This is a genomic window from Rhodococcus sp. SG20037 (genome assembly GCF_031763325.1).
In the GTDB taxonomy this organism is placed as follows: domain Bacteria; phylum Actinomycetota; class Actinomycetes; order Mycobacteriales; family Mycobacteriaceae; genus Rhodococcus_F; species Rhodococcus_F qingshengii.
On sequence record NZ_CP134497.1, the window covers coordinates 1,898,750 to 1,924,180 of the forward strand.

29 protein-coding genes are annotated in these 25,431 nt (G+C 62.6%); 15 read left to right on the forward strand and 14 right to left on the reverse strand.

Going from position 1 to position 25,431, the window contains the following annotated elements:
- Nucleotides 1-121 precede the first annotated feature (121 nt).
- On the forward strand, nt 122-1,312 hold the full coding sequence (gene tuf / locus RHP72_RS08995) for an elongation factor Tu (protein ID WP_003941926.1): 1,191 nt from the start codon (nt 122-124) through the stop codon (nt 1,310-1,312).
- A gap of 137 nt (nt 1,313-1,449) precedes the next feature.
- Here tuf and RHP72_RS09000 read toward each other — a convergent pair whose 3' ends face one another.
- From RHP72_RS09000 to RHP72_RS09020, 5 genes are read right to left on the reverse strand one after another with little or no spacing between them, the layout of a single operon-like run.
- The gene (locus tag RHP72_RS09000) at nt 1,450-2,013 is read right to left on the reverse strand and encodes a hypothetical protein (protein ID WP_003942084.1); all 564 of its coding nucleotides are present in this window, start codon (nt 2,011-2,013) and stop codon (nt 1,450-1,452) included.
- On the reverse strand, nt 2,010-2,984 hold the full coding sequence (locus tag RHP72_RS09005; RefSeq protein ID WP_397517610.1) for an Asp23/Gls24 family envelope stress response protein: 975 nt from the start codon (nt 2,982-2,984) through the stop codon (nt 2,010-2,012). The genes RHP72_RS09000 and RHP72_RS09005 overlap by 4 nt, the downstream gene beginning before the upstream one ends.
- Nucleotides 2,971-3,150: a hypothetical protein gene (locus tag RHP72_RS09010; RefSeq protein ID WP_003942043.1), complete on the reverse strand. Its 180-nt coding sequence runs from the start codon at nt 3,148-3,150 to the stop codon at nt 2,971-2,973. Before RHP72_RS09010 ends, RHP72_RS09005 begins: the two co-directional genes overlap by 14 nt.
- A gap of 1 nt (nt 3,151) precedes the next feature.
- A complete protein-coding gene (locus tag RHP72_RS09015; RefSeq protein WP_003941945.1) occupies nt 3,152-3,529 on the reverse strand; it encodes a hypothetical protein in 378 nt (125 codons plus the stop codon).
- Complete coding sequence (locus RHP72_RS09020; protein WP_003941912.1) at nt 3,526-3,993, reverse strand: Asp23/Gls24 family envelope stress response protein; 468 nt, start codon at nt 3,991-3,993, stop codon at nt 3,526-3,528. The genes RHP72_RS09015 and RHP72_RS09020 overlap by 4 nt, the downstream gene beginning before the upstream one ends.
- 184 nt (nt 3,994-4,177) lie before the next feature.
- On the opposite strand from RHP72_RS09020, the gene RHP72_RS09025 reads away from it, so the two are divergent.
- Complete coding sequence (locus tag RHP72_RS09025; RefSeq protein WP_238592553.1) at nt 4,178-5,356, forward strand: NAD(P)/FAD-dependent oxidoreductase; 1,179 nt, start codon at nt 4,178-4,180, stop codon at nt 5,354-5,356.
- Nucleotides 5,357-5,398: 42 nt separating this feature from the next.
- Nucleotides 5,399-6,163 (forward strand): glutamate racemase, encoded by a 765-nt coding sequence (locus RHP72_RS09030; RefSeq protein WP_070162580.1) that lies wholly within the window; start codon nt 5,399-5,401, stop codon nt 6,161-6,163.
- Nucleotides 6,164-6,234: 71 nt separating this feature from the next.
- On the opposite strand, the gene RHP72_RS09035 is transcribed toward RHP72_RS09030, so the two are convergent.
- Nucleotides 6,235-6,603 (reverse strand): SPW repeat protein, encoded by a 369-nt coding sequence (locus tag RHP72_RS09035; protein ID WP_003941901.1) that lies wholly within the window; start codon nt 6,601-6,603, stop codon nt 6,235-6,237.
- A gap of 361 nt (nt 6,604-6,964) precedes the next feature.
- Between RHP72_RS09035 and RHP72_RS09040 the strand changes: the two genes are divergently transcribed.
- Entirely contained in the window at nt 6,965-7,702 is a 738-nt protein-coding gene (locus RHP72_RS09040; protein ID WP_058038130.1) for a DNA alkylation repair protein, read from the forward strand.
- Between the two features lie 38 nt (nt 7,703-7,740).
- Nucleotides 7,741-9,057 carry a glycosyltransferase 87 family protein gene (locus RHP72_RS09045; RefSeq protein WP_311094577.1) on the forward strand — a complete coding sequence of 439 codons (1,317 nt, stop codon included), beginning with the start codon at nt 7,741-7,743 and terminating at the stop codon, nt 9,055-9,057.
- On the opposite strand, the gene RHP72_RS09050 is transcribed toward RHP72_RS09045, so the two are convergent.
- Complete coding sequence (locus tag RHP72_RS09050; RefSeq protein WP_003941851.1) at nt 9,029-10,084, reverse strand: ferredoxin--NADP reductase; 1,056 nt, start codon at nt 10,082-10,084, stop codon at nt 9,029-9,031. The genes RHP72_RS09045 and RHP72_RS09050 overlap by 29 nt on opposite strands.
- A 361-nt stretch (nt 10,085-10,445) precedes the next feature.
- On the opposite strand from RHP72_RS09050, the gene mdo reads away from it, so the two are divergent.
- The 4 genes from mdo (at nt 10,446) to RHP72_RS09070 (ending at nt 14,813) form a co-directional block, all read left to right on the forward strand.
- Nucleotides 10,446-11,720, forward strand: coding sequence for an NDMA-dependent methanol dehydrogenase (gene mdo, locus RHP72_RS09055; protein WP_003942095.1), 1,275 nt, complete (start codon nt 10,446-10,448; stop codon nt 11,718-11,720).
- 86 nt (nt 11,721-11,806) lie between these two features.
- Nucleotides 11,807-12,889: a MadB family AAA-type ATPase gene (locus RHP72_RS09060; protein WP_269614060.1), complete on the forward strand. Its 1,083-nt coding sequence runs from the start codon at nt 11,807-11,809 to the stop codon at nt 12,887-12,889.
- Nucleotides 12,886-14,409, forward strand: coding sequence for a MadC family VWA domain-containing protein (locus tag RHP72_RS09065; RefSeq protein ID WP_311094578.1), 1,524 nt, complete (start codon nt 12,886-12,888; stop codon nt 14,407-14,409). The genes RHP72_RS09060 and RHP72_RS09065 overlap by 4 nt, the downstream gene beginning before the upstream one ends.
- 56 nt (nt 14,410-14,465) lie before the next feature.
- Nucleotides 14,466-14,813: a hypothetical protein gene (locus RHP72_RS09070; protein WP_311094579.1), complete on the forward strand. Its 348-nt coding sequence runs from the start codon at nt 14,466-14,468 to the stop codon at nt 14,811-14,813.
- On the opposite strand, the gene RHP72_RS09075 is transcribed toward RHP72_RS09070, so the two are convergent.
- Both RHP72_RS09075 and RHP72_RS09080 read right to left on the reverse strand, forming a co-directional pair.
- Nucleotides 14,802-15,221, reverse strand: coding sequence for an RNHCP domain-containing protein (locus RHP72_RS09075; RefSeq protein ID WP_037129880.1), 420 nt, complete (start codon nt 15,219-15,221; stop codon nt 14,802-14,804). The genes RHP72_RS09070 and RHP72_RS09075 overlap by 12 nt on opposite strands.
- Before the next feature lie 11 nt (nt 15,222-15,232).
- Nucleotides 15,233-15,595 (reverse strand): RNHCP domain-containing protein, encoded by a 363-nt coding sequence (locus tag RHP72_RS09080; protein WP_003941922.1) that lies wholly within the window; start codon nt 15,593-15,595, stop codon nt 15,233-15,235.
- Between the two features lie 435 nt (nt 15,596-16,030).
- On the opposite strand from RHP72_RS09080, the gene RHP72_RS09085 reads away from it, so the two are divergent.
- The 3 genes from RHP72_RS09085 to RHP72_RS09095 are packed head-to-tail and all read left to right on the forward strand — an operon-like array spanning nt 16,031 to nt 19,348.
- Nucleotides 16,031-17,236, forward strand: a complete 1,206-nt coding sequence (locus RHP72_RS09085; RefSeq protein ID WP_003942060.1) for an iron-containing alcohol dehydrogenase — start codon at nt 16,031-16,033, stop codon at nt 17,234-17,236.
- Between the two features lie 58 nt (nt 17,237-17,294).
- Nucleotides 17,295-18,668, forward strand: coding sequence for a MadS family sensor histidine kinase (locus tag RHP72_RS09090; protein ID WP_003941844.1), 1,374 nt, complete (start codon nt 17,295-17,297; stop codon nt 18,666-18,668).
- Nucleotides 18,665-19,348, forward strand: coding sequence for a MadR family response regulator transcription factor (locus RHP72_RS09095; protein ID WP_042453153.1), 684 nt, complete (start codon nt 18,665-18,667; stop codon nt 19,346-19,348). The genes RHP72_RS09090 and RHP72_RS09095 overlap by 4 nt, the downstream gene beginning before the upstream one ends.
- On the opposite strand, the gene RHP72_RS09100 is transcribed toward RHP72_RS09095, so the two are convergent.
- Together RHP72_RS09100 and RHP72_RS09105 are read right to left on the reverse strand one after the other, a co-directional pair.
- Nucleotides 19,345-19,884: a hypothetical protein gene (locus RHP72_RS09100; protein ID WP_064443509.1), complete on the reverse strand. Its 540-nt coding sequence runs from the start codon at nt 19,882-19,884 to the stop codon at nt 19,345-19,347. The genes RHP72_RS09095 and RHP72_RS09100 overlap by 4 nt on opposite strands.
- Before the next feature lie 83 nt (nt 19,885-19,967).
- Nucleotides 19,968-20,462, reverse strand: a complete 495-nt coding sequence (locus RHP72_RS09105; protein ID WP_007728322.1) for a GbsR/MarR family transcriptional regulator — start codon at nt 20,460-20,462, stop codon at nt 19,968-19,970.
- Nucleotides 20,463-20,530: 68 nt separating this feature from the next.
- Here RHP72_RS09105 and RHP72_RS09110 point away from each other — a divergent pair, with 68 nt between their 5' ends.
- A complete protein-coding gene (locus RHP72_RS09110; protein ID WP_003942009.1) occupies nt 20,531-21,466 on the forward strand; it encodes an ABC transporter ATP-binding protein in 936 nt (311 codons plus the stop codon).
- On the forward strand, nt 21,463-23,133 hold the full coding sequence (locus RHP72_RS09115; protein ID WP_063314736.1) for an ABC transporter permease: 1,671 nt from the start codon (nt 21,463-21,465) through the stop codon (nt 23,131-23,133). The genes RHP72_RS09110 and RHP72_RS09115 overlap by 4 nt, the downstream gene beginning before the upstream one ends.
- A gap of 12 nt (nt 23,134-23,145) precedes the next feature.
- Here the strand turns inward: RHP72_RS09115 and RHP72_RS09120 are convergent, their stop codons facing one another.
- Together RHP72_RS09120 and RHP72_RS09125 are read right to left on the reverse strand one after the other, a co-directional pair.
- The gene (locus tag RHP72_RS09120) at nt 23,146-23,934 is read right to left on the reverse strand and encodes a thioesterase family protein (RefSeq protein WP_311094580.1); all 789 of its coding nucleotides are present in this window, start codon (nt 23,932-23,934) and stop codon (nt 23,146-23,148) included.
- A gap of 233 nt (nt 23,935-24,167) precedes the next feature.
- Complete coding sequence (locus tag RHP72_RS09125) at nt 24,168-24,644, reverse strand: MaoC/PaaZ C-terminal domain-containing protein (RefSeq protein WP_003942052.1); 477 nt, start codon at nt 24,642-24,644, stop codon at nt 24,168-24,170.
- A 110-nt stretch (nt 24,645-24,754) separates the two neighbouring features.
- Between RHP72_RS09125 and RHP72_RS09130 the strand changes: the two genes are divergently transcribed.
- Nucleotides 24,755-25,180: a DUF6314 family protein gene (locus RHP72_RS09130; protein WP_311094581.1), complete on the forward strand. Its 426-nt coding sequence runs from the start codon at nt 24,755-24,757 to the stop codon at nt 25,178-25,180.
- 16 nt (nt 25,181-25,196) lie between these two features.
- On the opposite strand, the gene RHP72_RS09135 is transcribed toward RHP72_RS09130, so the two are convergent.
- Entirely contained in the window at nt 25,197-25,409 is a 213-nt protein-coding gene (locus tag RHP72_RS09135; RefSeq protein WP_003942061.1) for a molybdopterin-binding protein, read from the reverse strand.
- Nucleotides 25,410-25,431: the final 22 nt, after the last annotated feature.

The following is a 25,431-nucleotide window of genomic DNA, read 5'->3' on the forward strand; positions in this document are numbered from 1 at the left end:
AGCGAGCTCCCCAGCCCGCGCCGGCAAGTAACCTCGGTTTCTTCCGGCACGAAGCACGACCTAGTAACAACCAACCGCACTGCTGCATACGGCAAGCAACAACAGTCCAGGAGGACACAAAGTGGCGAAGGCGAAGTTCGAGCGGACGAAGCCGCACGTGAACATCGGCACCATTGGTCACGTCGACCACGGCAAGACCACGACGACGGCGGCCATCACCAAGGTTCTCGCGGATGCATTCCCCGACCTGAACGAGGCTTCGGCCTTCGATCAGATCGACAAGGCTCCCGAGGAAAAGGCTCGTGGCATCACGATCAACATCTCGCATGTTGAGTACCAGACGGAAAAGCGCCACTACGCGCACGTCGATGCACCGGGTCACGCCGACTACATCAAGAACATGATCACCGGCGCAGCTCAGATGGACGGCGCTATTCTCGTCGTCGCAGCTACCGACGGCCCGATGCCCCAGACGCGCGAGCATGTCCTGCTCGCTCGCCAGGTTGGCGTTCCTTACATCCTCGTCGCCCTGAACAAGGCCGACATGGTTGACGACGACGAGATCCTCGAGCTCGTCGAGATGGAGGTCCGCGAACTGCTGGCCGCTCAGGAATTCGACGAGGAAGCCCCCGTCATTCCGATCTCGGCACTCAAGGCACTCGAGGGTGACCCGAAGTGGACGCAGTCCATTCTCGACCTGATGGCTGCTGTCGACGAGTCCATCCCGGACCCGATTCGTGAGACCGAGAAGCCCTTCCTCATGCCCGTCGAGGACGTCTTCACGATCACCGGCCGTGGCACCGTTGTCACCGGTCGTATCGAGCGTGGCGTTGTCAACGTCAACGAAGAGGTCGAGATCGTCGGCATCAAGGAAACCTCGACCAAGACCACGGTCACGGGTATCGAGATGTTCCGCAAGCTGCTCGACTCGGGCCAGGCCGGCGACAACGTCGGACTGCTCGTTCGTGGCATCAAGCGCGAAGATGTCGAGCGTGGACAGGTTGTCGTCAAGCCGGGCACCACGACTCCCCACACGGAGTTCGAGGGCCAGGCATACATCCTGTCGAAGGACGAGGGCGGCCGCCACACCCCGTTCTTCAACAACTACCGCCCGCAGTTCTACTTCCGTACCACGGACGTTACGGGCGTCGTGACGCTGCCTGAGGGCACCGAGATGGTCATGCCCGGTGACAACACCGAGATGTCCGTCAAGCTGATCCAGCCTGTCGCCATGGACGAGGGCCTGCGCTTCGCAATTCGCGAAGGCGGCCGTACGGTCGGCGCCGGCAAGGTTGCCAAGATCATCAAGTGAGACTCTTGTCTCGCTAGCTGATTCACAGCACTGAAAAAGGCGCTCATTCCCTTCGGGGAGTGAGCGCCTTTTCTGTGTCTTCCATCGGGTGGCCTGTGATCGAGTGTTCGGTGATCGGGTGCCTGCGTGGTTCTTACTTACTTGTTGGCTTCCACCCGGTCGAGGTGCAGCAGAACCTGTACTGCGACGGTTGAGCCGTCCAGGCTGCGCCTGGTTGCGCCGGCGATACGTTCGGCCGAAGCGGTGAATCCGGCGACGTCGATCGACGGATCTGCAGTGACGACAATCGACAGCGTCGGCAGTCCGCGATCGACCGTCGCTTTGCTCTTGGTGCTCCGCACGCCGGTCAGCTGAGCGAGTTCGGCCGCTACGCCGTCTGCGACGGGTCCGAGATCCACGCTGACGTCGGTACCGGATTCGTTGTGCCGCAATGTGACTGCGCTTGTGCGGCGCCGGCGAAGGTTCAGGTACAACAGCCCGAAACCGGCGAAGACACAGAGGACGAAGGTGCCCGACAGTACCCAGTGCCACCACGGCTCCTCCGGAAGGCCGAAGAGGACCTCCCGATCGAGGCGTGACACCCAGGTTCGAATCAGCGACGCGCCCGCGTCCCACGCGATGGCGTATGCGCCCGCCGCGAGGAGTGCGATTCCGACGATGAGGACGATGATCCGATCGACCGCGGAGATCCAACGGTTCACGAGGCGTCCTTTCGTCGTACTACAGTTTCTCGCACGACAACCGAAAGTTGCAGTGGCCGCTGCAGTATCGCGAGGTGGGGCCGAACCGCCGCGTCGACGGCTGCGGCAAGTTCAGCTCGATCGCCACCGGTCGATTCGATGTGGACCTTGACGTGTTTACGGTCGACGCTGGTGTGAGCCGAGCCGACGCCGGGAACGACCGCTGCGTGGCTACTGCACAGACGTGCAATGTCAGTCGGCCGCATCCACACCGTCGATGCGCTCGGGTTCCCGAGTGGGACATGGGTTTTCGCACGGCGTTTGATCGCCGACATTATCAGGACAACACCCGCGACAACGGCAGCGATCGCCACCGGAAGCAGCCACGGTTGCCAGTGCAGGCGAGACGTCCACTCCACGGAGTTTCGGATCCAGGGCGCCGATTCGAAAGTTCCACGGTTGATGAACCATTCGCGCGAGACGACGAAGGCGAGTGCGAGTAGACCACACGCGATGACGACGGCCGAAACCGCGGCCGCCGGGTTCGCAGAGGGGACCCGCGGCGGAATCGGATCCGAGAGTGCCTGCTGTGCCGGGCCCTCCGCGATCTCGACGCCGGAAACACAGGAGTCGTCAGAACCCTCGGTTGCCGCGATCATCACGTTCATGTCGTGGAGTGGAAGCCCGGTCAGCGATTCGACGCTGCGTCCGACTTCCGTTCGCACCCGGCCGGTCAACTCGGTGACCGAACACGGCCAGGACACGGCGAGGAAGAGATTGATCGCGACGGCGTCGCTACCCATCGAGATGTCGGCTCGCGGAAGGTCGCGTCCGGTCAGGCGGGTCAAGCCACCGGACTGGCGGACCACCCCCGGGACGTTCACCGCTGCGGCCGTGGCGATCTTGGCCATCGCACGGTCCTTGATGACCAAGGAGCCGCGTAGGCCAGGATCGTCCGCTGCGCTGGGATCGGACGACTCAGCCACGGCCACGGCTTCGGAGGATCGCGCCGAGGTCGAGATGTCCGTCGCGGTGTGCTCCGATCGCCATACCGGCGGCGCCGAGCAGGACTGCGAAGACGAAACCGCTGAACCCACCCATGATTCCGGCGAGTGCGAGGAGCAGACCGACCAGCAGTCCGACGGTGGTGCTGTTCATGTCAGTTCCCTTCTCGAATGTTCGGTGCAATGTCTGTGACGGTGGCAGGCTCGGTGACTGCATTTTCGGAATCAACGGGTAGATATCCCGCTGTCGACAGGTCGCCGACGGTCACATTCACCGGTACGTCGACCAATCTCGCCACCACCGCTCGTACGCGTTCGGCGACGCTGCGAACGTCTGCCGGATAGTGAACGGAAATGTGTACAGCACAGGAGTTTTCGTCGACGACGACGCCGGTGATGCGGCGTCCGGGGAGGTAGGTTCCCACTTCGCCGAACTGTCCTCCGTGCAGATCTGCCACTTCCGGGATGGCAAGAACCGCGTCGGCGACTACCTCGGCCGCGTCGATCTCGCGGCCGGCGTCGGCGGTACTCACTGAACCCTCGGCTTGGCTTCCGGATCGGTACTGCCGCCGCTCTCTGCATCCTCGAAGAGCATGACGTCGAAGACGGTGATGTTGACCTCGGTGACCTCGAGACCCGTCATGCTTTCCACTGCGGCAATGACGTTGCGGCGGATACCTACCGCCAGTTCGTGGAGTGCGACGCCGTACTCGGCGACAATGCCGATGTCGATGGCGGCTTGTTTCTCGCCTACCTCCACCGCCACGCCCTGGGCATGGTTGACGCGGGCGCCCGGTATGCGGTCGCGAAGTGCCCCCACCGCACGCGCTGTGCCCCCGCCGACGTCGTACACGCCGTTGATCTCGCGGGTCGCGATACCGGCGATCTTGGCGACCACGGCGTCGGCGATGATCGTCTTACCCTGGGTGCTGACTAGTTCCGCGCCACCGTCGGCGCCGAATCGGACGCTGTTCTTTTCACTGGAATCGCTGGTCATGGGGGCTCCCTGCTCATGTGTCAGTGCGTGCGTCTGAAGTACCTCCAACTGTAGTGACTGGTAGGTGACCATGCGGGATGCACCACACCTACTCCGGCATTTGGTATGGCAGAGTCGGAGGCAAATAGTGACGGCGTTCATAGTGAGCGCTGCAAGTGACGTGGGTCGGACAGGGTGGTACGTGGTGGCACGGATAGTGATCGTGGGTGCGGGTTTGTCGGGACTGCGGACCGTCGAGGAACTGCGACGAGCTGGTTTCGAAGGTGAATTGACGCTCGCGGGTGGGGAAACGCATCTGCCCTACGACAGGCCTCCGTTGTCGAAGGAAGTGATCCGCGGCGACAAGGACGAGACGACCTTGCGTCCGGCCGAGTTCTACGTCGAGAACAAGGTCGATCTCAAGCTCGGTTCGCCGGCAACCTCGGTGGACACGGTCGCCAAGTCGGTGGCGTTCGCCGACGGATCCACCCTGGACTACGACGAGTTGGTCATCGCGACCGGACTGACTCCGCGTCGCATCGCCGGCCTTCCGGAGTTGTCCGGAGTGCACGTTCTGCGCTCCATCGAGGAAGCGTTGGCCCTCCGCGCCGACCTTGCTCCCGGTAAGCGTGCGCTGATCGTCGGGGCCGGCTTCATCGGCTGCGAACTGGCCGCGAGCATGAAGTCTCACGGCGTCGACGTCGTGTTGCTCGAACCCCAGCCGACGCCGCTGGCGTCGGTGCTCGGCCCCACCGTCGGCGCCCTCGTCGAACGTCTGCATCGGAACGAGGGCATCGACGTCCGAGTCGGTACGGGCTTGACCTCGCTGTCCGGCGACGGAGCGGTTGCCGCTGCGACCTTGAGCGACGGTTCGGAAATCCCGGTCGACGTGGTCGCGATCGGAGTCGGTTCGGTGCCGGTCACGGGATGGCTCGACGGTTCGGGGATCGAACTCGACAACGGAGTGCTCTGCGACGGCGTCGGCCGCACCAGCACCGAACACGTCTGGGCGGTCGGCGACGTCGCGTCCTGGCAGATCGGAGATCGACGCAAGCGTGTCGAACACTGGACCAATGCTGGGGACCAGGCCAAGATCCTGGCGGGAGCGATCACCGGAACGGGTGATCCGGACGCGCCGGCGCAGGTTCCGTACTTCTGGAGCGATCAGTACGACGTCAAGATCCAGGCATTGGGGACCGTCGCACCCACGGACACCGTTCACATCGTGAAGGACGACGGCCGAAAGTTCGTCGCATACTACGAGCGCGACGGTGTGCTGGCAGCTGTCGTCGGCGGCGGTAGCGCGGGAGCTGTGATGAAGATGCGCGCGAAGATCGCAGCCGGCACGCCCATCTCGGACGTGTTGGAGTCCACACCGGCCTGAACGGATGAGGCAGGACCGGTTCCGAGACGATAGATTTGTGCGGTGATCGTTGCACTCATCGACTCGGGACTGGGCCTGCTCCCTACCTCTGCGTGGCTCAGACGCCTGCGCCCGGATCTCGATCTTGTGCTGTCCCTCGATCCGGACGGCGCCCCCTGGGGGCCCAAGCCCGAGCCGTGGGTCGTCGACCGGGTACTCGGTGCGGTGCGGCGGAGCCTCGATCGTGGGGCTCAGGTCATCGTTCTTCCATGCAATACCGCGAGCGTCACCGCTCTCCCACACGTCCGCGAACTGGTCGGGCCGGGTGTGCCGGTCATCGGAACGGTGCCCGCGATCAAGCCCGCGGCCGCCGCGTGCGATTCAGTGGCGATCTGGGCTACCGCCGCGACGACTGCCAGCCGGTACCAAGCCGATCTGATCGAACAGTTCGGCAACGGCGCCAAGGTCGTCGGGGTGCCGTGCCACGGCCTGGCCGATTCGATAGACCTCGGTGATCGTGCAGCCGCACTTGCAGCTATCGAATCCGCAGTGACACGGACGCCGGACGACGTCAACGGCGTTGTCCTCGGCTGCACGCACTACCCACTGCTCGCGGACGAAATCGCAGCGCGGCTACCCGCCGGCGTCACACTCTTCGACAGTGCCGAAGCCGTTGCACGACAGACCCTGCGGCGGATCGACGGGCTCGGTGACGCGGGTGAAGGATCGGGAACCGTCGAGGTTTTCGTGAGTGGTCGTCCGGGCGCGCTACCGCCCAGCGCCGAAGCCTTCGACGCCGGGCGGTTGTTGGGCGCGATCAAAGCCTGATCCAACCTGTATTCAGCCATTCATCAACGGGCAGCTACTCCGCTCTGTCAATGGGCGGCTACGCCGCTCCGTCAATGTGCGGCTACGCCGCCGTGACCCCCGTGATGCATCCGCGCACTCATCACCGGCATCGCACTCACCGCGACCACAACGGTCAGGACCCCGACCACCCAGGCCGTCCAAGACGCACCGCGTAGAGCGTCGAAGCTCATGACCCAGGGTGAAATGAACATCAAGACGCCGAAAACGCCCATCGCGTAATCCGCCATGGCCATGTCCGGACGTGCCATGTGCGCCAGACCCGACAGTGCAACCAGGACACCCAGGACGACGAGTGACCACATTGCCCGATCGGTGGTGTCGAGCCACATCGGCGAGAGAGCCGCAAAGACGCCGAGAACCACCGCGACGGCATCTTGCATTCGATTCCACGACTTCATGACGAGACCTCCAAAGACGAGAGTGTGTCCACCTGTAGTACACGCCCGCGGCAGATCGAGATCAACTCTCCGCCAATTGCATTCGCGTTGCAGTTAGAGGCGATGTGGAGGCTCGAATATCAAGATTTGTGACTATTCGTCCGGATTGCCACGAGCCCGCGCGGAGCGCTGGCCGCGATATGTCCCGAGAGTGCCATGAGGGTGAGAGTGGTGAATGCGATAGCGGCGGTGATCATGGGTGGTCCTTTCACTGACTGTCCTCGAGTGTCGTCTGCCGACCTGTGGCCGAGCAGGGCACACGGTGTGAGGACGCTGAGAGAATCGAAGAGTCCGCACAGACGACCCGTGAGAAGGTTCTGGGGTGACGCAATCGAGTGCCCAGGACGTGATCGAACAGTTGGCCGACCTCGCGGATCCCGCGGATGCCGTCCAGCTGCAGAAGTTCTTCAAGACAGCGCCGGGGGAGTACGGCGAGGGTGACGTCTTCATCGGTGTGCGAGTACCGAAGACGCGTTCGGTGGTGAAGAAGCATGTCGGTCTCGAGTTGCCTCAGGTACGCCTCCTTCTCGACAGCGACGTCCACGAGCATCGGTTGGCCGGTCTGTTGATCCTGGTTGCTCGATTCGAAAAGGTCAGTCGCCCAAAATTTTTCGACGACGAGAGTCGCGCCCGCATCGCCGACTTCTATCTCAGCGCTGTCGAGGACGGGCGGGTGAACAATTGGGATCTCGTGGATTCGTCCGCCGGACAGATCCTCGGCGGCTGGCTGTACGACCGAGATCGCCGGCTGATCTTCGAGCTTTCCGATTCGGGTGACCTGTGGCGACGACGGGTGGCGCTGCTGACGACGTACGGATTCATCACTCGCGGCGACGGGTCGACCACGCTCGAGCTTGCCGCGCAGGTGCTGGGTGATCGACGAGACCTGACCCAGAAAGCGATGGGCTGGATGCTCCGCGAGGTGGGCAAGCGGGTGGACCGGGATTTGTTGACCGGTTTCCTCGCGAAGAATGCAGCAGACATGGGACGCACGGCACTGAGCTACGCGTGCGAACACCTGACCGCAGACGAGCGAGCACACTTCCGGGCGGCCCGCTAGCGAAGTACCGCTCGGTAGGTTGTGGGACGATTCTCGGTATGCCCGCCACCCGTGTCGAGGCGTCTCGAATTGTGACGATCGGTTCACTGATCGCTGCCGGCGTCGCAGCTCTGTGTTATCTCGTGTACTCCGTTCGAGCCGTCGAACCCGTTGATTTTCTCGTCTACCGCTACGCTGCCCAGGCGTTCGCAGCGGGATCGAACATCTACGAGGGCAATCTGTCCGGCCCGTTGATCGTCGACGAGGGTATGCCGTTCACCTACACCCCGTTCGCGGTGATCTTCCTCTGGCCGACTGTCCTCTTCGACTGGTGGACTGCCTATCTGCTGTGGTCGGGATTGTGCATCGCGGCGTTGGTGTGGACGGTTGCGATGTTCACTCCCGCTCGCGTCCCCAAGCGGCCGCTCGTCATGGCGGCATTGGTCCTGGCCGTGTCGGTGACTCCCATCGTCAGTGCGCACATCTCATTCGGCCAGGTGAACTTGGTGCTGATGGCGCTCGTACTGCTCGATGTGACTCGCCGAGAGGATTCGAGATTCGGCCGGTGGTTTCCGCGAGGACTGCTGATCGGCGTCGCGGCCGCGATCAAGCTGACTCCGGCTCTCTTCATCGTCTACTTCGTCGTCACGAAGCAGTGGCGACTCGCGATCTGGAGTTCGATCGGATTTGCCGCGGCGACCGCCGTCGCAGCAGTGGTGGACCCGGCCGTCAGCTGGACCTTCTGGTCGGACGTCGTCTGGAACCTCAGCGACCGGGTGGATTTGAGCGGGCAGGCGATCGCGAGTGCCGGCAACAGTTCGCTGCAGGGCGGACTTGCCGCGCTGGGCCCATGGACAGCGTCTCTGGCGATGCCGTCGACCGTGCTGTGCGCGGGGGTAGCGCTATGGATCGCCCGAGATGTCTATCGCGTCGGGCGAGTGGTCGATGCGGCGTTGGTGATCGGATTGAGCGCGCCGATTCTTTCGCCGATCAGCTGGATTCACCACTGGGTGTATCTCGTGCCTGCTGCCGTCACGGTTCTCTTTCGGCTTCGATCGCCGCTGCAGTTCGGTGCGGCCGCTCTGGGGTTGGCCATCGTCTACTGCGGGCCGAGTATGGGACAGCAGTTCATCGAGACGTCGCCGCTCCTGCTGCCGTTCGGGTTGCTCCTTCGTGAGGGTTTCCTGATCGTGACCCTCGCACTGATTCTTGCGCTGTGGCGGTTGCCCACAACGGCGCCGGTGTGGGTTTCGCGGCGGGACTCGGAAGATGACTCGGGAGACTCCGAACATGACAAAGCCCCCGATTCCGCAGGGAATCAGGGGCCGTCATGCATCGAGGCAGGGTTCAGAACTCGATCTTCAGGTGATCGGTGATCGGCTTCGCCTGGCAACCGAGGATGTAGCCGTTCGCCACGTCCTCGGCGTCGAGGATTTCGGAGTTGTCCATCTGAACTTCGCCTTCGGTGACGGTGCAGGCACACGACCCGCACTCGCCTTCCTGGCAGGAGTACGGCACGTCGAGGCCCTTGGCGAGCATGATGTCGACGAGCGTCTGCTTGCGCGGCCAGACGAGGGTGTGGGTTTCACCGTCCAGTTCGACCTCGACGGTTGCGGCGTCGGCTGCTTCCTCGTCGGAGACCTCGGCTACCTCGACGTCACGGAACGGGTCGCCCGCGAGTGAATTGAAGACCTCGGCGTGAACCTGCGTGCGGGGCATGCCGGCCTCTGCCAGTGCCTTGTGGACGGCGTCCATGAAGGGTCCTGGACCGCACATGAAGGCCTCGTACGCGACAAATGGCTTGGCCAGTGTCGCCAACTGTGAGACGGCGGGGAGTCCCTGCACGGTTTCGATCCAGTGGACAACGGTGAGGCGGCCGGGGTGTTGCGCTGCCAATTCGCGAAGTTCGGCGCCGAAGATGACGGACTTCTCGTCGCGGTTCGCGTAGATCAGCACGACGTTGCCGCTGCCCTGGGTGAGGGCGGACTTGAGGATCGAGATCACCGGAGTGATTCCGCTGCCTGCACCGAAGAGCAGGAAGTCGTGATCGAGCGACTTGGGCGTGAAGACACCTGACGGCGGCAGCACTTCGATGGTGTCGCCGACCTGGAGCTTGTCGCACAACCAGTTGGAGCCGTAGCCGTCGACGGTTCGCTTGACGGTCACCTTGGGGGCGTCGTCGGTGAAGGGTGAACTGGCCAGCGAGTAGCAGCGTGCGACCGAGCCGGTCTGATCACTCGGGATGCGCAGGGTCAGGAATTGACCTGGCTTGTAGTCGAACTTGTCCTTCAGTTCTGCGGGAATCTCGAACACCAGCGACCGGGCGTCGGAAGTCTCTTCGATGACTCCGGACACGGTGAGTACCGCCGATCGCGAGCTGTGCGGTACCTCGACTGTCGTCATCGCGAAGCTAGTCCTCTCGTGAAGCTGGGTAAAGCGCAGGTCAGTGAAGTGCAACATCTAGAACGTGTTCTAGTTCAATGTTAGCAGTGATGAAAAGCTACTGGGGATCGTAGTCGCCGAGCAACACGTTCCCGATCAGCGGGAACCATGGCGGTCTGATCCAGCCGTCCTGGCAGTCCGGGGTGGCGTCGACCTGCCCGAACGGGCGGTTCGTGAGCGGCGTCCGGGCGGTTGAGCTGCCGAAGTCTGTGCACGGGCTGTTTGTCGGTACACAGTGGGAACCAGGTGAGACGCCGGTCACAAAGATTCGGCTCGAATCCCTCCCGCAGTCACATTCGTGCACATCCCTGAGGAGATACCGATGGCTATCGAGCTCAACCAGATCTGGGACTTTCCCATCAAGGAGTTCCACCCCTTCCCTCGCGCCCTGATGGGTGTGGGCGCTCACGACATCATCGGGGTGGAGGCCAAGAACCTCGGCTTCAAGCGCACCCTTCTGATGACGACCGGTCTGCGCGGTTCGGGCATCATCGAGGAACTCGTCGGCAAGATCGAGTACCAGGGTGTCGAGGTCGTGCTCTACGACAAGGTCGAGTCGAATCCCAAGGACTACAACGTCATGGAGGCCGCGGCTCTCTACCAGAAGGAGAAGTGCGACTCGATCATCTCGATCGGCGGTGGTTCGAGCCACGACGCCGCCAAGGGCGCTCGCGTCGTGATCGCACACGACGGTCGCAACATCAACGAGTTCGAGGGCTTCGCCAAGTCCACCAACAAGGAGAACCCGCCCCATATCGCCGTATCCACCACGGCCGGAACGGGTTCCGAGACGTCGTGGGCGTACGTCATCACCGACACGTCGGACATGAACAACCCGCACAAGTGGGTGGGCTTCGACGAGGCGACCATCGTCACCCTGGCGATCGACGATCCGCTGCTCTACTACACCTGCCCTCAGCATTTCACCGCGTACTGCGGCTTCGACGTACTCGCGCACGGCAGTGAGCCTTTCGTGTCTCGTCTCGATTTCGCGCCTTCGCTCGGTAACGCGATCTACTCGGTCGAGTTGGTCGCGAAGAACCTGCGCGAGGCCGTCTTCGAGCCGCGCAACCTCAAGGCCCGCGAGGGAATGATGAACGCGCAGTACATTGCCGGGCAGGCCTTCAACTCCGGTGGCCTCGGCATCGTTCACTCGATCTCGCACGCGGTCAGTGCCTTCTTCGACAGCCACCACGGTCTGAACAACGCCATCGCGTTGCCGCGTGTGTGGGAGTACAACCTGCCTTCGCGCTACGAGCGCTACGCCCAGTTGGCCGGCGCACTCGGTGTCGACACTCGCAACCTCACCACGGTTCAGGCCGCAGATGCTGCCGTCGAGGCTGCCATCCGTCTGGCCAAGGACGTCGGTATCCCCGACAACTTCGGTCAGGTTCGCACCGACTCGTACGCGAAGAACCAGATGAACACCAAGAAGTACGAGGGCCGTGGTGATGTCATCAAGGGTGACGAGAAGACTGTGCGCGCCATCTCCGAGCACATTCAGGACGACTGGTGCACCCCGGGCAATCCCCGTGAGGTCACCGTGGAGTCGATGATCCCGGTTGTCGATCACGCGATCAACAAGTCGTACTTCTAGCAGGGCCTTCGGCCCCGTGCGCCTTTTTGGTAGCCCGCACTACCAAAAAGGCGCACATGGGCTGTGCCCCTATCGAAAGGTATTCCATGTCCGGTCGCAGTTTCTCCAGCGGAATCGAAGTGAAAGATGCTCTGCGAGAGCAGGACTACATTGCCGATGACGAGTTCGCGGTAGTCGTTCATCTGGCGACGGCGTTGGGGCGTCCGCTCCTGCTCGAAGGTCCGGCCGGTGTCGGCAAGACGGAACTGGCGAAGTCTCTGGCTGCGATCGGGGGCCGCAAACTGGTGCGATTGCAGTGCTACGAAGGGCTGGACGACAATCGCGCCCTGTACGAATGGGACTACGCGAAGCAACTCCTGCACGTGCAGATGCTCCGCGACCGGATCAGCGATCAGGTTTCCGAATTCGACAGCGTCGCCGAAGCGTCCAAGTTTCTGGCCGATCAGGATTTCGGTTTGTACTCCGAGAACTTCCTGTCCGTACGACCGCTGCTCGAAGCAATCCTCTCACCCGATCCGGTAGTGCTTCTGGTCGACGAGGTAGACCGCACCGAGGAATCGATGGAAGCACTGCTCCTCGAAATTCTCGCCGAACAGCAGATCACCATTCCCGAGGTCGGTACGTTCGTTGCCCGCTCGCAGCCCTGGGTCATCCTGACGTCCAACGACACCCGCGAGCTCTCACCCGCACTCAAGCGTCGTTGTCTGCATTACCATCTCGGCTATCCGACATCGGAGCGTGAACGCGAGATCGTCACGGCCCGAGCGCCGGAGGTGGATTCGGCTACGGCCACCGAGGTTGTCGAATTGGCTCGCATCTTGCGTGATCTCCCGCTGCGCAAGAGCCCGTCCATCTCGGAGGTCATCGACGCGGCCAGAGCGGCAACAGTGCTCGCGGCCGGCGGATTCGACACCGCTTCCGACGCCAAAGTGCGCGACATCCTGCTCACGGCGTTGCTCAAGTACTCGTCCGATGTGACGCTGGCCAAGGAACGATTCGACGGAAAGCGTTTCGAATCATCGTCGCGTGACGGTGGCGAGCCGATCGAGCGGGACACGGTGGCAAGCAAACCCGCCAACACGACGACGGCCGTGTTCCGGGGCACGGGTGGACGTGACCCTCATCAACAGGGAATCCGCGGCGGCAGCGGAATCCGTTCGACGCGATGACGACGCTCGGTGGCCTTGCCGTGTGGCAACCGTCGTTTGTTCTCGACGTGGTGTCCGCGAGTTTCGGCCGATTGCTGAGGGCGGCCGGAGTTTCCGCGTCACCGGCCGAGGTCATCGAGGTTCGGCGTGTTCTCGCGATGGTCGGCGCTTCGGATCGTGAGACGTTGCGAGCATGTCTTCGGGCAGTGTGCGCCAAGTACTCTCACGAGCAGGCCGGTTTCGATCGGGTGTTCGACGCGCTGTTCCGGCCGGCCGCAGGCAAAGCGCACGGCGAGCGGATGGGGTCGCGCGCCGAGGTGGCGGACGGTCTGCCCACCGCGCTGGGGATCGACGAGGATCAAGAAGTTGGTCGGTACGCCGAGTACAACGAGCGTGCAGCCGAGGTCGGCGACTACTTCGACACTCCGGAAGCGGAGAAGGGCTTCAACCCGCACAAGGACGACGACGATGTGTCGATGACGTCGAGCGATGCCGAACTGTCGGTCGATACCGGTTCGGAGACCGGTCGACGCGGAGTCAGTTACACGGTCGACGTGGACCGTGCAGCATCGGCGGTGGTCGGTGACCTGAGCACCAGTGTTGCTGCAGCAGTGGTCGGCTCGCTGTCCTGGGACGATCCGACGTCGATCCTCGCCTGGTTGGATGCCTACGACCCGAGCAAAGCGTATGCAGATGTCTCCGACGACGGGCCGTTGACGCAAGCACAATTGAACCGGCTCGTCGAGGCGGTCGAAGCGTTCGTGCAAGCACTCTCGGCAGCTGCACTCGCCGAAACCGCTCCCGATGCGCCCGACAGTGAATCTGCCGCGGGCGCAACGCACAACGACATCGAACTCGCGTGCCACGAAGTGCTTCGGCGGATGAGAGGACCGTCCAGACCTCGGCCCCGTGAGCGCTCTCGTGGGCATCTCGACATGCGGCGCACGGTGCGTTCGAGCCTGCGCACCGACGGGATACCCTTCCATCTCGTCGTGAAAGCTCCTCGCCCCGATCGTGTTCGACTACTTCTCATCGCCGACGTGTCGCTGTCCGTGCGCCCCATCACCGCGTTCACTCTGCGCTTGGCTCAGGCAATGCATCGCCGAGCAGATCGTTGTGAAGTCCTCGCCTTCGTCGATCGTCCGGTCGACGTGACCGACACCCTTCTCGCCAGTAGTGGTGACGGCGCACTGGCCGCGGTACTCGCGCACCCGGGTCTGGATCTGGAAGCCAGCAGCGATTACGGGCGGGTGCTCACAGAATTGTTGGACGAGCACGGAAACACCTTGAACTCACGGACGTCTGTCATCATCGTGGGCGACGGTCGGTGCAACGGGTTGCCCCCGCAGGTGGACAAGCTCGAGGAACTCCGCCGAAAGGTCCACCGTCTGGCCTGGATCACGCCTGAACCACAGCGTTACTGGAACCAGGCATCGTGCGCGATGCCGGAGTATTCGGAGATCTGCGACGAGGTTGTTGTTGCCCGAGATGCCGCGCAACTGATGGCAAAGGCCGCCGAGCTGGGGCACGCACTTCGCTGATGTCAGTGCACTTCACCGATGTCACTGCGCGATCTGTCGTGAACTAGTTTGATCTCGTGTCCGAAATCAGGGGATCGATCTGGCGACCGATCGCGGCGCTGACAGTGCTCGGCGCCGTGTGTGGGGTTGTGGCGCTCGGCGTGTTTCAGTGGTGGTGGAAGTCGTTGGCGTCACCGCACATTCTCACCGGAGGATCCTATCGGGAGCCGTTTTCCGAACCGACATACACCGGACCCATATTCATGGACCTCTTTCCGGCAGAACCTGCCCCGTGGCTGTACTCGGGACTGGTCCTCGGACCGACGGAGGTGGGCTTGCTCGCCGGGAACGTGTTCGTGGTCTTCGTCCGGTGTAATCGTGCGCAGAGCCGCGCGAGTACACCGGACGAATCATCAGAGCGCTAGCAACGCGCGCGAGCGCAGGCGAGGGTCTGCCAACGGACGTAGCGCCAAGCGCAGCAGGACCAAGACGTTGTCGTCGCCGGCAATCCTGTTGACTTTCAACGTATTGCACTCGACACACTGGTGAACGAGCATCCATTCACCGTCTTGCCGGACCGACAGGCAGAGCGCCGCCATGGCACCTCGGCACTGTTGTGCTCGGTCGCCCGGAACGCGACCGTCCACGTGGCGGCTGGCCAGACAGTTCGGGCAGTGGTTCCGATGAGCGGTACCCGGCGCCGCAGTGGAGATGTCCAAACGGCATGTGAGACAACGGAAGCTCGATCCTTGTTCTCCGCCGATTCCGTGCAGTACGTGCTTGGCCCGTTGCGGTGCCCGCCGCGGGCGGGTGCTGGGATTCCTACGTGGCATCTGATTCACCCTCACAAGTCGCCGAAGGCTTCGAGCGGGAAGGGCGGTTGCGCGAGCGGCCGCACTGCCATTCTCATCAACAACAACTGGTTGTCGTCTCGGCTGACGGGGTTGGAGGTGAGCTCGAGGCACTGTGCGCAGCGGTGGATGATCATCCAATCGCCACTGCGCAGTACTGCGATCGAAATGGGAGCCATCCGCATTCCGCAGTCCGACGGTCCACCTTCCACCTGGTCGAACAGGTGTCGGGAATGCAGGCAACTGGGGCAGTGGTTTCGGCGATCACCATCGGGGCCGTACGTCATGACTGTGAGTCCGCACTGAATGCACGAGAAGGTGTCGGTTTTCGAGATGGAATTGTGTGATTGAGGCACTGGAGAACTCCTAGCTGAGTGAACAAAGCAGTAGGAGCAGGCCGAGGGGGCCTCGCGGCTGTCAGTCCGACGTTTCGAGGATCAGCATGTGACCCTCGAGGTTGCCGGCAGTGCAGGGGCGAGAGGCGCGCTCGGCGCGGGCTGGGTCATAAACACCTTCTGAATCGGTTCTACGGGCCACTCTGGCCGCAACCGAAAGTACAGCGGGACCTTCTCGCCGCGCCATTCATTTTCCCGAGACGCCTTACCTGCCCGAACGGGTAGGTAAGCGCCTCTCCTTCGGTGGGTGTGCCCCGACTGCTGTCCGCGTAGGCTCGGGGCCAGCGATTGTAAGGTGGATCACACCAGTTTGTGCACGTGGGAGTTGATGCGCTGAGAGCGACGGATGCGAAATCCCGACCGGAGATCTCAGAGCAGCGAGAGGAGAGTGGGGTCGTGTCCGTGGCATACCCGGATGCTGTGAACCACGGTGTTCATCGCCGCGGCACTGCTGCTCGACTGGTCAAATTTCACGCCCCCGAGATCGTCTTCGGTATCGGTTCCCTGGTCGAGGCAGCACACGCGACTCTGAGGTTCGGCGGGTTCCGGCCATTCCTGGTCACCGATCCCGGTCTGATCGACGCGGGGTGGGTCAGCGAACTCGAAGACCATCTCACGGAGCAGGGATTGACGGCGACGGTGTGGTCAGGGCTGACGCCCAATCCCAAGGACTTCGAGATCGCGGCCGGTTTCGAGGTGTACCAGGAAGGCGAGTGTGACGTCATCATCGCGCTCGGCGGCGGTTCGGTCATCGACGCGGCTAAAGGTGTAGCCGTCCTCGCTGCCAACGGTGGCAACATACTCGACTACGAGGGGGTAGATCAGGCGACCAAACCGATCCCGCCGTTGGTGATGGTTCCCACCACGTCCGGCACGGGCGCGGACGTGTCGCAGTTCTGCATCGTCACGGACACGACCCGCGGCACCAAGATCACCATCATCGGCCGGGCGCTGGTTCCAGATGTGACGGTCATCGATCCGCGGTTGCTCACGACGATGCCCGAGTGGCTCAATGCGGCAACAGGATTGGACGCACTGACGCACGGAATCGAAGCCTTCGTCTCACTGGCGCACAATCCGTTGACCGATCATCACGCGCTCCGCGCTGTCGGCCTCGTGACCGAGAATCTGGTGCACACGATCCAGGACCCGATGGAGATGGAAGCTCGATCGGTGATGGCGCAGGCGAGCCTCGAGGCCGGGTTGGCGTTCACCAACGCGATACTCGGAGCCGCGCACGCCATGAGCCATCAGGTGGGCGGCATGCTCGACCTTCCGCACGGCGTCATCAACGGAATTCTCTTGCCCCACGTCATCCGGTTCAATTCCACCACGGACGCCGCCCCCTTTGTCGCCATCGCTGCGGCACTGAGTCTTCCCGAGCAGCGCGGCACCCCGGAGGAAGCAGCGCTGGCGGTGGCCGACCGTGTCGAACGTCTCGCCCGGGAGGTCGGTGTGCCGAAGGGGCTGGGGGAGTTGGGTGTTCGAGAGGAAGACCTCAGTCGACTTGCCAGCTTCGCGTTACTCGACGCCTGCATGTCCACCAATCCCAGGGAAGCGACGCAGGAACAGATGGTGGCGTTGTTCCGAGGTGCCTTGTGAAGATGGACGCTGTGAAGATGGACGCTGTGAAGAGGGCCGCTGTGAATTGGTGCAGGCGATGACCGCGGACCTGTCCCGGCTCACCGGATTACGATCGGGTAAGAGTTCGTTCTACCCGCAGTATCGCGGTGCGGCCGAGCGCCTCGAACGCGTCGTGCATGCCTTGGAGTTGATCTCGCGGGCTTTGGTGCGCACCGTCGAGGGGCCGGAAACCCTCGTCTGCGCGGTCGCGGAAGCTGCCCGTGCGCATCTGAGTGCCAACTGGATAGTCTTCGCCTTGGCTGACGGAACTTTGCCCGACGCCGGACCACGGCGACTGGTTCTCGGCCCGGACGCCACCCCTTTTCTGGTCGACAACGTCGAGGGGCCGCCACTTCCGGAGGATGTCGTCGAATGCCTCGACGACATCCGGTACGGAAGAATCGAATCCAACTCGGTGATCGACGCGCACTACGCGTTTGTGCCGATCGTGCTCGGTGGCGGCGTGGTAGGTGCCTTTGCGGCCTGGACGCCGGCCAACCGAACCCTCGACACGACGGACGGAGCCGTGCTCAGCATTCTGGCCAGCCAGACTGCTGTGGCTCTGCAGAATTCGGCGCTCTATCAGCGCGGACAACTACTGCTCGAGCGTGCCGAAGATGCGTATGCGGAGGCCAATCGTACTGCAGCCGACCTTGCGGTGCGCAACAGCGAATTGGAGTCCACTCAGCGTCAACTCGGAGTGGCGCACCGGCACCAAGTGGTCGACGACGAACGTCACCGGATCGCCCGCGAACTGCACGACAGTGTGACACAGGCGGTGTTGTCGGCCGGCATGCAGATCGAGGTCTGCCGGAGTGACATCCCGGAGGCTGAACGCAGTGAAAGACTGGACTTGGCAAAGGATTTGACCAGGAGGGCGGTCGAGCAGCTTCGTTCGGCGATCTACGCGCTCAATCATTCGTCGGACGCGGACCGGACGTCGTTGCCCGAGATGCTCGAGCAGCTCGGCGTGGTTCACATGCCGGACGAGTTGGCGGTGAGCGTTCGCGTCGGCGGTACCCCGACCGAACTTCCGGGCGATGCCGAACACGCTCTTCTCCGGATCGCGGGGGAAGCGCTCTTCAATGCAGCGGTCCATGCTCACGCGAATCGGGCGGTGCTTCGTCTGACCTATCGGGCGGACTCCGTGTTGCTGTCGGTCTCCGACGACGGTGACGGCGACCCTGCGCGAATGCGTCTGATCCTCAAACTCGCAGCCACCAACGACGTCGACGGCCGCCATCGCGGTCTCGCGAACATGCAGGCGCGAACACTCGAGTTGGGTGGTGCGCTCGAAGTACGGCGCGCGCGGATCGGTGGGATTCAGATTCTCGTGCGACTACCACTGCCGTTCGACTCGGGCATGGAAAACCTTTGCTCCACCACTGAAATCGAGAGCGAGGAATCATGACTACTGCGCGTCCCGTCATCACCCGCGGAGCATCGCCGGTTCTGGGATTGGTTCGAATCGTCCTGGTCGACGACCATGCAATTCTGCGGCAAGGGCTCCGCTCGGTTCTCGAGCGCGAAAGCGATCTCGAGATCGTGGGGGAGGCGTCGTCCCTCGCCGAGGCACTCGCCGTGGTCGACAAGGTCGGCCCGGACATCGTCCTGATGGATCTCAAACTCTCCGCCAGTTCGGACTACGAGGGACTGACCCTGTGTGGCCAGCTGTCCTCGGCGCATCCCGGCCTCGGACTGTTGGTTCTCACCACGTTTCTCGACGATCAACTGGTGGTGCGAGCGGTGCACGCGGGTGCTCGCGGCTATGTCGTCAAAGACGTCGACACCACCGAATTGGTGCGTGCGATCAGGGCGGTCTCGCGGGGTGAGAGTGCGTTCGATTCGCGCAGCGCGTCAGCTGTCGTGCGATCGCTCAACGGGCAGTCGTCGTCGAAAGAACGATTGACCGATCGCGAACTCGAAGTGCTCAGACTCCTCGCAAACGGCTTGTCCAACATCAAGATCGGTGAGAGATTGTTCATCTCACCGACCACCGTCAAGTTTCACGTCAGCAACATCATGCGCAAACTCGAGGTGAGCCGTCGAGCAGAGGCCGTCTATGCCGCGAGTAAGCAAGGTCTGATCTAGCTCTGCTCGGAGACCGTCCAGGCGCGCAGCGCTTGATGCTGTAGGAGGAGCACGCTCGAACGAGTTGTGCGCAGAGTCGACGCGGTCATCTCGGCAGTCAGACCCACTGCGATTCGTAGTACCAGAACCTCACGTTGGTCGTCGGTCAGGCGACGCGGGCGTTTGAATTGTCCGTCGATGTTGCGTGACTGGGGAATTGACGCAATTCGTCGAGAGGCCAACTCGTACGCGAAGGTCTCGATGCGTGTGTCGGCCGAGATCGTGTCGGACATTCGTGTGACGACGTCCAGGGTGCATTGGTGGGCGAGATCGTCGGCGAATGTCGCGACGGGCGTCCCGAGGAGTCTGGCGCGATAGTAGAGAACGACGCGAGGGTGCAACCGGGCCAGTAGTTTCGACAGTGCATGGTGATCACCGGCGAATGCCTCGGCGGCGGTGCGATTCAGGGAAATCGATCGTTCACAGGTTTCGGGTGAAGTGGTACGCGCGAAGGGTGGAGTCGGTGAAGTGTTCGCGCCCCTGATCGACAGCTTCATCAGCAACTCCTCGATTACACCGCACCTGACCATGCTGGAACGAGAATTGAGGTACCCAGCCGAAATTGCGGGTAAACCTGAAGTTACCTGCCAGGTGTCCGGTCTTTTCGCCGGGAGCGCCAGTCCGCGAGCATTCGCGGCATTTCCGCGGCCATGAAGTCGAAGAAGTCGCGCAGATCTGCCATACGATCGCCGGCGGTTGTTCCTTCACCGAGGACTCGTATGCCCTCGTCCGCAACTGCCGAGACCTGGTAGAGCGAGGACTGTTTCGTGACAAACGCGTCGGCCCACATGTCGACGCTGACGCAGTAGTGCTGACGCCGCGATCCGGGGACGGCCACACGCTCGATCAATCCGACTTGCTGGAGGTATCTGACGGCTCCGGAAATGGCGGCGGGGCTCACTCCCAACCGAGATCCGAGATCTCCTGGCGTGGACGAGGGTGTCTCGCTGGTCATCAACGCGGCCCAGACGCGGGCGGGCATCGGCGGAAAACCCATGTCGCTCAGTACGAGTGAGAGTCGCTCGACATAGTGTCGGCTCTCGTCCGGTGCAACGGTGTGGCTGGTGTCGGTCATCGGAACCCTTCGATCTTTCCGTCTTTTCTATCTTCACACATTTGTGAAATCGGCGTACGGTCAAATTCATGGGTGCGGCAATTTCAGTGAAAAGCCTCGTCAAGACCTTCGGTACCACCCGCGCGCTGGACGGCCTCGACCTCGACGTCTCGACGGGTGAAGTGCACGGATTCCTGGGGCCGAACGGTTCCGGAAAGTCCACCACTATTCGGGTGCTCCTCGGCCTGCTCCGCTCGGACTCCGGAGACGCAACCGTTCTCGGCGGCGATCCGTGGCGAGACGCTGTTACTTTGCATCGACGTCTCGCCTATGTGCCTGGCGACGTGAATCTGTGGCCCAACCTCACCGGCGGTGAGGCTATCGATCTGTTGGCGGGCCTGCGCGGTGGCTTGGACCGAAAACGCCGCAGCGAGTTGCTCGATCGCTTCGAATTGGACCCGACCAAGAAGGCGCGTACGTACTCGAAAGGTAACCGGCAGAAGGTTGCACTCGTGGCCGCGTTCTCGTCCGACGTCGACCTTTACGTCCTCGACGAACCCACATCGGGGCTCGACCCGTTGATGGAGGCGGTATTCCAGGACTGCGTCGAGGAGGTGGCTCACGCCGGAAAGACGGTACTGCTGTCGAGCCATATCCTCGCCGAGGTCGAAGCGCTGTGCGATCGCGTGAGCATCATCCGCGACGGGCGAACGGTGGAAGAGGGAACACTGTCCGAACTCAGGCATCTCACGCGCACGTCCGTCGCGGCGGAGACGCAGCGTCCGATCGGTGGACTCGACGGACTCGGCGGTGTCCACGACGCGGTGATCGACGGTAACCACGTCACCTGCGAAGTCGACAGCGCGCAACTCGGACCACTCATGACGTACTTGGTCGGATTCGGAATCGTGGCGCTCACTTCCACTCCGCCGACTCTCGAAGAACTTTTCTTGCGGCATTACGGTGACGAACGGGCTAGGGAGACTTCGGTACACCTGCGAGCCGAGACCGGAGTACGGCCGTGACCGTTGTTGTCGAGGCCGCTCCACCGGTACCGGCCTCGGCAAGTCAATTCACCGGCACACGCCGACTGGTTCGGCTGGCTTTGCGGCGGGACCGAATTCAGCTCTCCGTGTGGGTTATCTCCATCGTCTTGTTCATGCTGCTGGTTGTCGCCAGTGTGACCGGGCTGTACTCGACACCCGAGGAATTACGAAACATCGCAGTCAGTTCCGCGGTATCGCCGGTCGCGCTGGCGACCAACGGGATCGTGTCCGGTGATTCGCAGGGCGCGATAGTCGCCAGTCAGTCGGTGCTCGTGTTCGCGTTGGTGGCCGCATTGATGAGCACCCTAGCGGTGGTTCGCCATACGCGACAGAACGAGGAGACCGGCCGAGCCGAGATGATCGGTGCAGCGGTGGTAGGTCGACGAGCGCTCCTGACCTCCGCATTGATCGTAACGGTCGGTGCGAACGTCGTTCTTGCACTGGGAATTGCACTGGGATCGATCGCCGTCGGTTTGCCTGTCGTCGGTTCGTTCGCGTTGGGCGCCTCGATAGGTGGGACCGGAATCGCGTTTGCCGGAGTGGCAGCCGTGACGGCGCAGATCACCGACGGTGCTCGTACGGCCAACGGCCTGGCGGGTGCCGCGATCGGCGTTGCGTTCATGCTGCGCGCGATCGGCGACGTGAACAGTACGGTCGTCGACGACGGAACTCGCGTGGTCAGTGGCTGGTTGTCGTGGCTCTCGCCGATCGGATGGGCACAACAGATCCGGCCCTTCGACGACGACGCCTGGTGGATCCTGTTGTTGCTGATCGGATTCGCGGCTGTGCACGTGGTGGTGGCTTTTGTTCTCATCGGCCATCGCGATCAGGGAGCGGGACTCGTTCAGCCCCGACCCGGCCCGCCAGTCGCGGCATCGTGGCTACCGTCGGCTTGGGGCCTGGCGTGGCGCATGCAGCGAATGACGATGTTCTGGTGGATCTTTGCCGTTGTCATACTCGGGTTCGCGTACGGCGCTGTGGGCAACGAGATCGACGCGATGGTGGGATCGTCGCAGCAGACCGCGGAGATGTTCGAGAAACTTGGCGGCGGCGGATCGGATCTGGTGGATTCCTACTTGGCCACTGCTCTGGGGCTCACGTCGATAGTCATCGCGGCGTATTCGGTCCAGAGTCTTCTCCGGATGCGGGGCGAGGAAACTTCGGGACGGCTCGAACCGTTGCTGGCAACGTCTTTGTCGCGGTGGAGGTGGATGCTTTCCCACCTGGGTGTGGTTGTGGGCGGCGTGATCCTCGCGCACGTCTTGATGGGTGCCTTCACCGGATTTGCCTTCGGGCTCGTCACGGACGACATCGGCGGCAACACACTTCGCATGACTGGCGCCGCGTTGGCCTATCTGCCTGCGGTGCTCGTAGTCGTGGGGTTGGTGTCGTTGGCTTTCGGACTGTTTCCGACGTACGCGTCGGCGCTCTCCTGGGGAATCTTGGCGGCATGCATCGTGCTCGGGCAACTCGGCACGTTGCTGAAGCTTCCGCAGGTAGTGCTGGATCTGTCGCCCTACACTCACGTGCCGGGTGCCCCTGCCGAGCCGGTGACAGTTCTGCCACTGCTGGCAATGATCGTTGTGGCAGTGGTGCTTTCGACAGCATCGCTTGTTGCGTTCCGTCGTCGCGACCTCCAGGTGTAGGAGAGCTGAAACTCAACTCAGAATTCGACGAAGCTGGCGAGCCCGAGCAGCAAGTCGTCCGGTCGAGTCGAATAGTTCGGATTCGTCAACACAGAGAGTGTCCGTCGCCCAGGCAGTCCCGTGGCGTAGGCGATACCACGGTGACAGCGTTCGGGGATCTGCCGTGAGGTGCTCCGGGGTGAAATGCGCGGTGAACTCGATGGTCGGTATGGCCACGGGCATCGTCAGTGTCGCGAACAGTCCGGGCGGAAGCGCGTCGAGAAGGACCGCGGCGCGCTCTTGGGCCGTGAAATCGAGGTCTGTGAGCAGGCGGATCCAAACGTCGAATTCAGGGGAGTCGCCACCGGCGAACGGCCTCGCGGAATTGATCGGCCGGATGTCGAGGTGCTGGGCGAACGGCACAAAATCCACCGGGATCTCCAGCGGCGGCAGGGTTGACGGGTCGGCCGGAGCCGGTTCGGCGACAGGGGCGGACATTGTTGTAGCTCCTATGTCGCGGGCCAACCGAACGAGAGCGGATCCCGAACCGGTCAGCGTGACGTGGCAACTGACGGTCCGCCCGCCCCGCATCTCGCCGACAGTCAACCCGGCCGGCCCAGGAGGAACGGGGCGGTCCAGGTGCGCCGTGACTGCCAGCGGTTCGGCTCCGGACGCGTCGGCCGCCACTCGCAGCATCCGTGCAATTGCGAGTCCGCCCTGGATGCCGTCGAAACTCCGCCAACTGGAGTCGAATTCGGTGTGATGACGCGCTGCGTCGGTCGACGGCGCGGCCGCCACTGATGCCTGACTAGTAATTGCCATAGTCAGCACCCTAGATGCTGACTATGGCTATGGCAAGCTAGGGTCTATTCGGGAGTGCTGGACGACCCACCGAAGAGCATGTAGATGAGGATCTGAAGAATGCCGAGAGGATTGATCTCGCCGAGGCTGCTCATGTGTGAGGAACTCCTGATTGCAGGGATGGGTATTGTTGCGTCGCAACGTCACTGAAAGTACGGCAATTCGGACAATGCGGTGCGAAATTTACCGATAATTCACTGCGCGCGAGTCGAGCGGCAGTGCAGGTACGCGTCAGTGACCACGTCGAGAACGCGATTGCCGTGTGCATCGACCAATTTCGCTGTGATGGTCACCAATCCTCGCGCGCGATTGTCGAACACGACGTTGTCGACGGTGACCTTTCCGCTCAGGGTGTCACCGGGGCGAAGCGGACGGAGGAAGCTCACGTCGCGCATGGTTTTCCCGGCGATCACGTTCCACTGGTCGTAGAGACTGGCGACCACCAACTTCTGGCAGATCGACAGGGTGTGCAGCCCGCTGGCGATCAACCCGCCGAAGACGCCGGACTCGGCGGCTTCCTTGTCGACGTGAAACCACTGGGGATCCCACTGAGTTGCGAACTCGACGATTTCCTCTTCGGTCACCGAATACGAACCCAATGGGATCACTTGGCCGATCTCGAGATCCTCGGCGAACACTGCGCGTTTGTGAAGGGCGGCCGAATCGTTCATGGTTGTGAAAATCTCCTGCGTGTTCCGGGTGTACTCGGAACATACTCTCGCAGTGTGTTCGAGTCGGTCTCCGGTGTCGTCGGGCAATGCAGGGTCACTAGAATCGCCACATGGTCGACGACGCGAAAATCGAGCCGAGGGCGCTGGTAGGAAAGTGGCACTTCGAGCGGGACATCGTCGACCGCCTTTCCGGTTCCACCAAGCATGTATTCGGCGAGACCACTATCTCCGACGCCGGTGACAGTCGGATGCGCTGGTACGAGAGCGGCACGCTGCGTGACGGCGACCTGGAATTACCCGTGTTCCGAACTCTGTTCATTGCCGAGCGCGGCCTCGAGTGGGCCGTGACATTCGAAGACGGCAGAGAGTTCCACGACTGGGCGCCGGGGGAGGAAGTCGAGCACCTGTGCGGTGCGGATACCTACCGCGGGCGAATCGACGTCACTGCCGGAGATCGATCGACCTGGACTGTCGTCTGGACCGTGACGGGGCCGAGCAAGGACTACACGATGACCACGCATCTCACCCGGCCCTGATCACATCGCTCGCCAGTTACTCGACGCCGATCGTCACCTCGGTGGACTTCACGAATACCGTTGCGGCTTGGCCTGGTTCAAGATCGAGATCCAGTGCGGCATCGCGGGTGATCGACGAGGTCACAATCTGATTCCCGCCGTCCAACTTCACCTTGACCGTCGCCATGACGGTGCCGAGGTTGACCTCGGTGATGGTGCCGGTGAGTTGATTTCGTGTGGACAGTCGCATCGCTGAACTCCTGTGCTCTCGG